This is a genomic window from Pseudomonas sp. R62 (assembly GCF_000257605.1).
Taxonomy (GTDB): domain Bacteria; phylum Pseudomonadota; class Gammaproteobacteria; order Pseudomonadales; family Pseudomonadaceae; genus Aquipseudomonas; species Aquipseudomonas atacamensis.
The window spans coordinates 115,117-125,596 of the sequence record NZ_JH635998.1 but is presented as its reverse complement, the minus strand read 5'-3'; the positions used below and the strand labels follow the sequence as shown (position 1 = coordinate 125,596).

Sequence of the window (10,480 nt, the reverse complement as noted above, 5' to 3'; positions counted from 1 at the left end):
CGTCGGCGGCATTCCGTTCTCCGGCACGGCGTCGCGCTTGATGGGCGGCTGGGTGCGGTTGCGTGGGGATGTCAAAGAGGAGCCGGTCAACGAGGCGCATCTGCTGGCGCTGGTGGATGCCTGGCCGCCGGCGCTGTTGCCGTATCTGAAGAAACCGGCACCGGGTAGTACGCTGACCTGGACCATTGAATTCGTGCAGCCGTTACACGACTTGAGCACGCTGGACTGGTGCCAATACCTGGCCGACATCGAGTACGCAGCCGACGGCTACGGCCATGTCGCCGCGAAGTTGTGGAGTGCGAAAGGGGAGTTGATTGCCATGAGTCGGCAGACCGTGACGATCTTCGCCTGACTCAATGCCGACGGTGGCGCTCACGCCAGGCGCGCCACCAGCCACCGCTGAGAAAGAACCGCGGAAAGGTCAGAAACTGCTCGACCAGCAAACGTGACACGGCATCTTTGCGATCACTGAACGGCTCGGAGGCTTGCGCCTCCAGGCCGTGACCGTGGCGCTGCAGACCCAGCGCCGCGATGATACCGATCACGCCGATGGCGACGCTGGCCAGGCTCAGGCTGAACACCCCCGACACGATCAGCAGAAACGCCACGATAAACAGCGGCACGGCGATCAGGTGCAGGACCAGATTGGTCGGATGCTGATGATTGCCCGGGTAAGCGCGCCATTGCCAAGCGGGAAGGTTGGGGTGACGTTTGCCCATGTTTGCTACTCCTCGATCCATGTTGAACTTCATGGTTGAAGAATAGGCCCGGGCGCGGAGGGCGGCGAATCAAGGTTGGCTATTGAGCTGATAGCGGCAATGGCAAAACTTGATGTCGCCTGAGCGGACGCCATCGCGGGCAAGCCCGCTCCCACAGTGTGCTCGGTGTACGCACAATTGTTGATTGTCGAAAATCCCTGTGGGAGCGGGCTTGCCCGCGAAGAGGCCATCAGAGTTTCAACTGACCTATCGCCTTGTTCAACTCTCCGGCCAATGTCGCCAGCTCATTACTGGTGGTCGCCGAATCCACCGTCTGCTGCACGGTATTTTCAGTCACGTCACGAATACTCACCACCGCCCGGTTCATCTCCTCGGCAACCTGACTCTGCTGTTCCGCCGCCACGGCAATCTGCGTGTTGCTTTCGCGCATCTGCGCCACTGCCCCGGTGATTTCCGCCAGCGCCGCGCCAGCCTCCTGCGCCTGCTGCACGCAGTCGTCGGCCTTGTATGAACTCTCCTGCATGAAATCCACCGCATCGCGGGTGCCGGCCTGCAACGCGGCGATCATGCCGGTGATCTCGTCGGTGGACGCCTGCACGCGCTTGGCGAGGTTGCGCACTTCATCGGCGACCACCGCAAAGCCGCGACCCATCTCCCCGGCGCGGGCCGCTTCGATCGCCGCATTCAGCGCGAGCAGATTGGTTTGTTCAGCGATGCTGTGAATCACGCTGACCACGCCGTTGATCTTCTGACTGTCCTCGGCCAGGCGTTGAATCATTTCTGCCGTCTGCTGCACGCCGCTGGACAGTCCGGCAATCGACTGCTGCACCCGCGCCACCACCTGCTGACCGCTGCCGGCGAGGCCATCGGCGGTTTTCGATAGATCGCGGGTGGCGCCGGCGTGTTGAGCGATGTGATAAACGGTGGCGGTCATTTCGTTGATCGCGGTGGCAGCCTGGTCGGTTTCGCTCTGCTGGCCGAGCATGCCGTGACGCACATCATTCATGCTCGAGGCCAGCCGCGCAGCGCCGTCATCCAGTTGTCGCGCGGTGCTGGCAACGGTGGTTACGACGCGTTGATAACCGGCCTGCATGGCGTTGAAGGCATTGGCCATCTGCCCGACTTCGTCCTTGCCTGCCAGCGGCACACGAGCAGAAAGATCGCCGGTTTTTTCAACGTGCAGCATCACGTCTTTCAACGTGTTGAGCTGGCTGAGCAGAAAGCGGATCAGCAGTTGCGAAGCGCCGAGCATCGCCAGCATCAGGATGAATACCGCCAGCGCATAATTGGCGAAACGCTCGCTGAACACCTGGCTCAGGCTTGGGGCGTAGGCGATGACCGCCACTTGCTCACCGTCGGCACGGCTGAACACTTCGGCGCCCAGCAACGGGTCGTCACCGAACAGTGGCATTTCATTGATGGCGTTCCAGCCGTTGCTGCCGCTGATTTCCAGCAGCGGTTGATCGTTGAGACGCGGCACTTCACCGCGGTTGAAGGTCAGCACCTGAGCGGACTTGGGCAACGGTTGCCCGAGCGGCCAGGCCCTGAGCAATTGCGCCTGCGCCTGCGCGGACACCTGCGCGGCATGGCTGCGGGCCTGTTGTTCGAGGTGCACGGCGTACAAAACCAACAGCAGGGTGGTGACAAAGGCGACCGCGTTGACCGCCCAGAATTTATATTTCAGCGAGATGTTGCTAAGCCAGGCACCCATGGAGGTCTTCTCTGATAGCGGAAACAGTTTTGGCAAGGTGCCATTATTGTGCCGCTATGCAGAAAACCATTTTTTGATGCGGATCAACAGATCAAAAGATCGCAGCCTTCGGCAGCTCCTACAGAATGTACGCCGTGCCAATGTAGGAGCTGCCGAAGGCTGCGATCTTTTGCGTTTTACACCAACATCGGAAGATTAAAAAACGCCCGGGCACACGCGGTGGTATGCGCGGCCAGCGCTTCCTCGGTCTCGCCGCGATGCAACGCCACCTCGCGCAACACTTCGGTCAGATACGCCGGTTCGTTGCGGCCGTTTTTCGGCTTCGGCCGCAACGTGCGCGGCAGCAGATATGGCGCGTCGCTTTCCAGCATCAGCCGTCCCGCTTTGATCTCTTTGACCAGCGGATGCAGATGCGTGCCCCGGCGTTCGTCGCAGATCCAGCCGGTGATGCCGATGTGCAGATCCAGATCGAGGTAGCTGAACAAGGCCTTTTGTTCGCCAGTGAAGCAGTGCACCACCGCCGCCGGCAGTTGATCGCGGAAGTCCTTGAGGATCTCCAGCAGCCGCTGGCTGGCATCGCGCTCGTGCAGGAACACCGGCAATTGCAGCTCGACGGCCAGCGCCAGATGTTCTTCCAGGACCTTTTCCTGTTGCGGGCGCGGGGAGAAATCGCGGTTGAAATCCAGCCCGCATTCGCCCACCGCGACGACGCTGGATTCGTTCAACAGACTGCGCAGGCGACGCGCGCTGTCAGCATTCCAGTCGCTGGCCGAATGCGGGTGAATACCGGCGGTGGCGAACAGCCGTTGGCCACTTTCATCCAGTTGCTGGCACAGTTCCAGCGCCTGCTCGCTGCCCTCGACGCTGGTGCCGGTCAGCACCAGTTGGCAGACGCCGGCGGCGTAGGCGCGGTCGAGCACGGTCTGGTGTTTGTCGGCGAAACTGGGGTTGGTCAGGTTGACGCCGATATCGATGAGTTGCATGGTGCTACCTCGGGCCGAAGGCCGGAAAGCATATCAGAGCTGTAGATTTATAAGAAAAGCCAAGAACTACAAAGACTTATGGCTGTCTGTTGAGGCCGCGAAGAACTCCGGGGTGGCGACGATGCCATCACTGTGCCAGTCTCTCGCACTTTACCAGCGCTCAGAGCGCTCTGTTTTCGTCGGTGATGTCGTCTTTTTTGCGACGAATCGCCCCGTATTCTTTTCGGAGAGTGGATGCATCGTCCCTCGGTTCTGCTGCTGTTGTGTGCTGCGTTGCTGCTGCCGATGACGGCGGTCGCGCGCCTGCCCGGGCCGCTGCAAGCCGTGCCGGCGAGCAAGGTTCGCGACCTCTCGGACATTCGCAGCAGCCGCGTGTTGCGAGTGTTGGTCAATCAGAGCCGCAACAGCTCCGGCGAGGTCCAGGGCCAGGCCATCGGTGTCGAGTACCACCGACTGCGCGCGTTCGAGCAATATCTCAATGGCCATGCTCGTGACGGCCAGGAAGTCACCCTCAAGATCATTCCCAAAGCCAAGGATCAATTGCTCGGCGCTTTGCAGCGCGGCGAAGGCGATATGGTCGCGCCCGGTGAATTGCTCGACCTGCCATCGGGCTATGCAGTGGCCAGCAGTGAGCCGATTGCCAGCAACGTGCCGCTGGTGCTGGTCGGCATCAAGGGCCAGCGCCGTTACACCAAGGTCGAGCAACTGTCCGGCAAAACCCTGGCGCTGCCCACCGGTAGTGCGGCGGGGGAGGTGGTCAGTCAGCTCAACCAGAAACTGGCGCTGCACAAACTCGCGCCGATCAACATCGAATGGGTCGATCCGACGCTGGCGGTGGAGGATGTGCTGGAGATGGTTCAGGGCGGGATTTTCCACCTGACCATCGTCGAGCAACCGATTGCCGAGCGTTGGGGCAAGATCCTGCCGAAGCTGCGTCTCGATCGGCAACTGAGCCTCGGCGAGCCGGGCGAGGAGCATTGGTTCGTGCGTCGCGACGCATCGATGTTGCGCGCGAGCATTGATCGCTTCCTCACCGGTTACAAGAAACCGTCGGACGAAGACGCGGCGTTTCTGCGCATCTATCGACGCCTGTATCAAGTACACAATCCGCTGGCCAAGGCCGATCGCCAGCGTCTGGAAAAACTCCGTCCGACCCTGCAAAAGCACGCCGATGCGCAAAACATGGACTGGCTCAATCTGGCGGCGCTGGCGTTCAAGGAATCGCGTCTGCAGCCCAACGCTCGCAGCGGCAGCGGTCCGACCGGGCTGATGCAGATCACCCCGTCCGCCGCGCAGCGGGTCGGCGTGAGCAATATCCAGAATCTCGATGCGAATGTGCAGGCCGGCGCCAAGTACCTGGCGATGATCCGCCGCAAGTTCTTCAGCAGCCCGAAACTCAACGAGCGTGAGCGCATGGCTTTCACCCTCGCCGCGTACAACATCGGCCCCGAGCGCGTGCAGGGTATGCGCGCGGAAGCCCGCCGCCGTGGCCTCAATCCCAACCAGTGGTTCTTCCAGGTCGAGCGCATCGCCATGGAGCAGGTGGGGATGGGCGCCGTCAGCTATGTTAATAGCGTGAACAAGTATTACCTGGCATTTGACCGGGAGCGTGAGTCGCTCGAGCCCCGGCAGCAGAAAGTGGTTACACGGAAATAATCTAATAATTCGATTGTTATGGCGAATTTTTTGCGCTTTAAACATGAAATAAACTGATTAATATAGCGACCAACCCAAACACACAAACACTTCTGCACAACAAGGAATGCACCATGAGCTCTCTGATCAACAAGGTTCTGTTCACCCGCGCCGGTTACGGCCTGACTGTCCTGCGCATTGCTGTCGGCGTGATCTTCGCCGCCCACGGTTCGCAGAAACTCTTTGGTCTGTTCGGTGGTTACGGCCTGGCCGGCACCGCGCAATGGATGGAAAGCATCGGCCTGACCCCGGGCTATCTGATGGCCTCGCTGGCTGGCGGTACCGAGTTCTTCGCCGGTCTGGCGCTGATCATCGGCCTGCTGGCACGCCCGGCGGCACTCGGTCTGGCGTTCCTCTCGCTGGTGGCGATCTTCTCGGTGCACATCGGTAACGGTCTGTTCATGGCCAACAACGGTTACGAGTTCGCCCTGGCTCTGCTGGCCGGCAGCATCGCGGTACTGATCGAAGGCGCCGGCAAACTCTCGGCGGATCGCGCCATCGCCGGTTGAGCGCTCTAACTCAAGGCAAAGGCCCGCATTGCGCGGGCCTTTTTTTGTTGTGGGGGATTCTTGACACTGGTCGGTCACGTTCTCTAGGATGTTGCCCATGCGCCGATTTAAACAGCTACTTGCGGGGCGCCAGGTGACTTCTACAGTTACCGTCAGAAGCCGGAACAGGGCTTCGAAATACCGCTAAAGCGCTGGTTCGGTGTTGCCTCTCACCTGCCATGCAGACTTTTGAGGCAGAGACACGACACGATGAACGCACTACGCCCTCCAGCACGTCCCGCGCCGATCACGGCACATGTCACCCAGCGCAACCCGAAAATCCTTCTTGGCGGCAAACACCAGCCGACGCTGTTGCGTTATCTCGATGGCTGGCCACGTCGCAGCGGCGGTCCTGCCGCGTTCCTGATCCAGTTTGTCGATGACGGCGAGTCGCTGGCGCGTTTCGCGACGGACAGCTTTGATCTGGCGGTGATTCAGGCGCCGAGCGCAGACGACGCGCCGGAGATGATCAAGCAACTCACCCGCGTTGCGCGGCAGGGCCTGATCACTCGGCGCTGATGGTGCTTACGGGTATTCAATCGCAACGATGTAAACGAACTGCTCGCCGGTCGGCGTCTGCACCCGCACTTCCGCGTCGAGTGCCTTGCCGATCAGCGCGCGGGCCAGCGGCGAGTCGATGCTGATCAAGCCGAGTTTGAGGTCCAGTTCATCGGGACCGACGATGCGGTAGCGCGACTGCTTGCCGTCCTCGTCTTCGATGGTTACCCAGGCGCCGAAGTAGACCTTGTTCGGGTCGCTGGGTTTTTCGCTGACTACCTTGAGCGCTTCCAGGCGTTTGGTGAGAAAACGCACGCGACTGTCGATTTCCCGCAGCATCTTCTTGCCGTAGGTGTACTCGGCGTTTTCCGAACGATCACCTTGCGCCGCCGCTTCACTCACCGCCTGGGTGACCTGCGGGCGACGCACATGCCACAACTCATGGAATTCGGCGCGCATCCGCGCTTCACCCTCGGGGGTGATCAGCGCGGTGCCGGCGGTGCGGGGAGGGCGATAACGGCTCATGGCGACTTCTTGTGATTAAGACCGCTTGAGTCTATCAACCCTCGCGCAACACTGTCAGCGGGCTGGCGTTCAGCGCCCGGCGAGTGCCGAACACACCGGCGCCACCAATCAGCGCGGCACCAATCAACGGCAGCACCAGCAGCCATGGATGCGGATGCCATGGCAGATCGAAGGCGAAGCGGTACAGCACCAGACTGACCACCTCCGAACCGATCGCCGCGAGCAGACCGCTGACCGCTCCCAGCAAACCGAATTCGATACGCCGCGCCTTGATCAGTAACTGCCGCTCGGCGCCCAGCGCACGCAACAGCGCACCCTGGCGGATACGTTCATCCAGCGTCGCTTGCAGGCCGGAGAACAGCACCGCCATCCCCGCAGCCAGAACAAACAACAACACATATTCCACCGCCAGGGTGACCTGAGCGAGGATGCTGCGCAGCTGTTCGAGCAAGGCTTCGACCTGCAGGATGGTCACCGCCGGGAAGGTCCGCGACAGCTCGACGATCTGCTGATCATGCCCAGGGGCCAGGTAGAAACTGGTCAGGTAGGTCGCCGGCAGATCCTTCAGAGTGCCGGGCTGAAAGATCATGAAGAAGTTCGGCTGGAAGTTGTCCCAGTTGATCTCTCGCAGGCTGGTGACCTTTGCTTCGCGATTGACCCCGCCAACGCTGAACACCATGTGATCGCCGAGTTTGAGTTTCAGGCTTTCGGCCACCTTGCCTTCCACCGAAACCCCCGGCACGTCGTCGGACGGCTGGCCGCTCCACCACGAGCCGGCGGTGAGCTTGTTGCCGGCCGGCAGGTCCGCCGCCCAGGTCAGGCTCAGGTCACGCTGAATGGCGCGGTCACCGGCCGAGTCCTTGCTGACGATTTGCTGCACCGCCTCGCCATTGATGCTGATCAACCGACCCGGCACCACCGGATACAACGGCGCCGCTTGCGCCGACACCTTGATCAGGTGATCGGCGAAGGCCTGCTTGTCAGCCGGGAGGATATTCAGCGCGAAATAGTTCGGCGCGTTTTTCGGTAGCTGGTTTTGCCAGGTGTCGAGCAGTTCGCCGCGCAGCAGTGCGATCAGCGCCATCGACAACAGGATCAGACCGAACGCCAGCGACTGCCCGGCTGCCGCCAATGGATGCCGCAACAACTGGCCAAGGCCCAGACGCCATGGCAACGAGGCGCGGGCGAGCAGGCGGCGCAGGCTTTGCAGCAGCAACAACAGCAGGCCGCCCAGCACCAGCGCGGCGACCACGCCACCGCCGAGCAGGGCGAAGGTCAGCAGCAGGTCGAGGCTCAGACGCCACATGATCAGGCCCAGCGCACCCAGCGCCGCGCCGTAGACCATCCACGTACTTGAGGGGATCGGCAGCATGTCGCGGCGCAATACCCGCAGCGGCGGCACGCGACCCAGTGCAGCCAAAGGCGGCAAGGCAAAACCGGCCAGCGCAACCAGCCCGGTGCCAATCCCGGCCATCGCCGGAAACAGCCCGCCCGGTGGCACGTCACTTGGCAGCAAATCATGCAGCAGGGCGAACAGCCCCAGTTGCGCCAGCCAACCGAGCAGGGCGCCACTGATGGCGGCAATCAGGCCGAGCACGGTCAGTTGCAGGCTGAACAGCACCATGGTTTCTCGGCGCGACAAGCCGAGGCAGCGCAGCAAGGCACTGGCGTCGAAACGTCGACTGGCGAAACGGTTCGCCGACAACGCCACGGCTACGCCAGCCAGCAATACCGCAACCAGACTGGCCATGTTCAGGTAGCGCTCGGCCTTGCCCAGCGCGCCGCCAATCTGTCGGTTGCCGTCGCGGGCATCCTGGATTCGCTGGTTTGCAGCGAGGCCCGGTTTGATCAATTCACGATAGGTTTCCAGCGTCTGCGGTTCACCGCGCCACAGTTCTCGATAGCTTACCCGGCTGCCCGGTTGCACCACGCCGGTGGCGGCGAGGTCGTCAAGATTGATCAGCACCCGTGGCGTCAGGCTGTAGAAGTTGCCAGCGCGATCCGGCTCGTAGGTCAGCACGCGGGTCAGCTTGAGCGTCTTCATGCCGACGTCGATGTTATCGCCGATCTTCAGATCCAGCGCGGTCAGCAGACGCGCCTCGACCCAGGCTTCACCGGGTTGCGGTTCGCCGCCGACTTCTTCCTGGGCAAAGGGTGCGGGCGCGCTCTTCAGCTCGCCACGCAATGGATAGGCACGGTCGACAGCTTTGATGCTCGACAGCTGAATGCCGTTGTCGGTGGCAATGACGCTGGAAAACTCCACCACTTGTGCATGATTCAGGCGCAGTTCGGTGCCGCTGCGGATTTGCTCCTCGCGGGCCGGCGAGCTGCCTTCAAGGACCAGATCGGCACCCAGAAACTCGGTAGCGCGCAGCATCATCGCGCCATTGAGGCGGGCGCCGAAATAGCCGATCGCGGTGCTCGCCGCGACGGCCACCACCAGCGCAAAGAACAACACGCGCAACTCACCGGCGCGGGCATCGCGCATGAGCTGGCGCAGGGCAAGGCTGAACAGACGCAACAGCGGCAGACGTGCCATCAAGGCTCCAGAGGGGCGACCAGCAGCCCGGCTTCAAGACGGATCAGGCGCCGGCAGCGATGGGCCAGGCGTTCGTCGTGGGTCACCAGCACCAGGGTGGTGCCGCGTTCCTTGTTCAATTCGAACAGCAAGTCGCTGATGCGCTCGCCGGTGTGGCTGTCGAGGTTGCCGGTCGGCTCGTCGGCGAACAGCACGTCCGGTTCGGCCGCGAAGGCGCGGGCGATGGCCACGCGCTGCTGTTCACCGCCGGAGAGCTGGCGCGGCGAGTGGGTCAGGCGCTGCCCGAGGCCGACGCGCTGAAGCAATTGCGTGGCGCGCTCGCGGGCATCTTTGCGGCCGTCGAGCTCAAGCGGCAGCATGACGTTCTCCAGCGCATTCAGGCTGTCGAGCAACTGAAATGACTGGAAGACAAACCCGACGTGCTCGGCACGGATTCGTGCGCGCTGGTCTTCGTCGAGATTGCTCAGGCCCTGGCCGGCGAGGGTGACTTCGCCGCTGCTCGGCAGGTCGAGGCCGGCGAGCAGGCCGAGCAGGGTGGATTTGCCGGAACCGGACGCGCCGACGATGGCCAGGCTGTCGCCCTTGTTCAGTTCCAGGCTGAGTTCGTGCAGGATAGTCAGTTCACCTTCCGCGCTAGGGACCACTTTGCTGAGGTTCTTCGCGGTGAGAATGCTTGCGCCCATGGAGAATCCGATGCGTGTATGGTTTTTGAGTGCTGGCCTGGCCTTGATGTGCATGGCCCAGAACGCAGCGGCGGGTACTGTCCTGATCGTTGGCGATAGTATCAGCGCCGGTTTCGGCCTGGATACCCGTCTGGGGTGGGTGTCGCTGCTCGAGCAGCGGCTCAAACAGGAGGGTTTCGACGATAAAGTGGTCAACGCCTCGATCAGTGGCGACACCAGTGCCGGAGGCCAGGCGCGGCTGCCGGCGCTGCTTGCAGAGCATAAGCCGGAGTTGGTGATCCTCGAGCTGGGTGGCAATGACGGCCTGCGCGGGATGCCGCCAGCGCAATTGCAACGAAATCTTTCCTCGATGATCGACAGCTCGCGGCAGAGCGGCGCGAAAGTGCTGCTGCTCGGCATGCAGTTGCCACCCAATTATGGCAAGCGCTACACCGATTCGTTCGCCGAGGTTTACGGCAAGCTCGCCGAAGAGAAAAACATCCCGTTGGTGCCGTTTTTTCTCGAAGGTGTCGGTGGTCATCCGGACCTGATGCAGGCCGACGGTCTGCACCCGGCGGCCGGGGCTCAGAGCAAGTTGCT

At 62.1% G+C, this 10,480-nt stretch carries 11 protein-coding genes; 5 read left to right on the top strand and 6 right to left on the bottom strand.

The window, feature by feature from the left end:
• A partial coding sequence (locus tag OQK_RS02080) for an acyl-CoA thioesterase (protein ID WP_016770892.1) occupies positions 1 to 352 on the top strand: 352 nt, incomplete at its 5' end.
• A 1-nt stretch (position 353) separates the two neighbouring features.
• Here the strand turns inward: OQK_RS02080 and OQK_RS02075 are convergent.
• The 3 genes from OQK_RS02075 to OQK_RS02065 form a co-directional block, all read right to left on the bottom strand.
• Complete coding sequence (locus OQK_RS02075) at positions 354 to 719, bottom strand: Mpo1-like protein (RefSeq protein WP_016770891.1); 366 nt, start codon at positions 717 to 719, stop codon at positions 354 to 356.
• A 229-nt stretch (positions 720 to 948) separates the two neighbouring features.
• The gene (locus tag OQK_RS02070) at positions 949 to 2,430 is read right to left on the bottom strand and encodes a methyl-accepting chemotaxis protein (RefSeq protein WP_016770890.1); all 1,482 of its coding nucleotides are present in this window, start codon (positions 2,428 to 2,430) and stop codon (positions 949 to 951) included.
• A 176-nt stretch (positions 2,431 to 2,606) separates the two neighbouring features.
• Positions 2,607 to 3,413, bottom strand: coding sequence for a TatD family hydrolase (locus OQK_RS02065; protein WP_016770889.1), 807 nt, complete (start codon positions 3,411 to 3,413; stop codon positions 2,607 to 2,609).
• 234 nt (positions 3,414 to 3,647) lie between these two features.
• Here OQK_RS02065 and OQK_RS02060 point away from each other — a divergent pair, with 234 nt between their 5' ends.
• From OQK_RS02060 to OQK_RS02050, 3 genes are all read left to right on the top strand, one after another.
• Positions 3,648 to 5,069, top strand: a complete 1,422-nt coding sequence (locus tag OQK_RS02060) for a transglycosylase SLT domain-containing protein (RefSeq protein ID WP_016770888.1) — start codon at positions 3,648 to 3,650, stop codon at positions 5,067 to 5,069.
• 113 nt (positions 5,070 to 5,182) lie between these two features.
• The gene (locus OQK_RS02055; RefSeq protein ID WP_016770887.1) at positions 5,183 to 5,617 is read left to right on the top strand and encodes a DoxX family protein; all 435 of its coding nucleotides are present in this window, start codon (positions 5,183 to 5,185) and stop codon (positions 5,615 to 5,617) included.
• 249 nt (positions 5,618 to 5,866) lie between these two features.
• A complete protein-coding gene (locus OQK_RS02050) occupies positions 5,867 to 6,175 on the top strand; it encodes a hypothetical protein (protein ID WP_016770886.1) in 309 nt (102 codons plus the stop codon).
• 6 nt (positions 6,176 to 6,181) lie between these two features.
• On the opposite strand, the gene greB is transcribed toward OQK_RS02050, so the two are convergent.
• The 3 genes from greB to OQK_RS02035 are packed head-to-tail and all read right to left on the bottom strand — an operon-like array spanning position 6,182 to position 9,901.
• On the bottom strand, positions 6,182 to 6,679 hold the full coding sequence (gene greB / locus OQK_RS02045; protein ID WP_016770885.1) for a transcription elongation factor GreB: 498 nt from the start codon (positions 6,677 to 6,679) through the stop codon (positions 6,182 to 6,184).
• A 34-nt stretch (positions 6,680 to 6,713) separates the two neighbouring features.
• The gene (locus OQK_RS02040) at positions 6,714 to 9,218 is read right to left on the bottom strand and encodes an ABC transporter permease (protein ID WP_016770884.1); all 2,505 of its coding nucleotides are present in this window, start codon (positions 9,216 to 9,218) and stop codon (positions 6,714 to 6,716) included.
• Positions 9,218 to 9,901: an ABC transporter ATP-binding protein gene (locus OQK_RS02035; RefSeq protein WP_016770883.1), complete on the bottom strand. Its 684-nt coding sequence runs from the start codon at positions 9,899 to 9,901 to the stop codon at positions 9,218 to 9,220. The genes OQK_RS02040 and OQK_RS02035 overlap by 1 nt, the downstream gene beginning before the upstream one ends.
• Positions 9,902 to 9,911: 10 nt before the next feature.
• On the opposite strand from OQK_RS02035, the gene OQK_RS02030 reads away from it, so the two are divergent.
• Positions 9,912 to 10,480, top strand: a 569-nt coding sequence (locus OQK_RS02030) for an arylesterase (RefSeq protein ID WP_016770882.1), incomplete at its 3' end; no start/stop codon positions are given.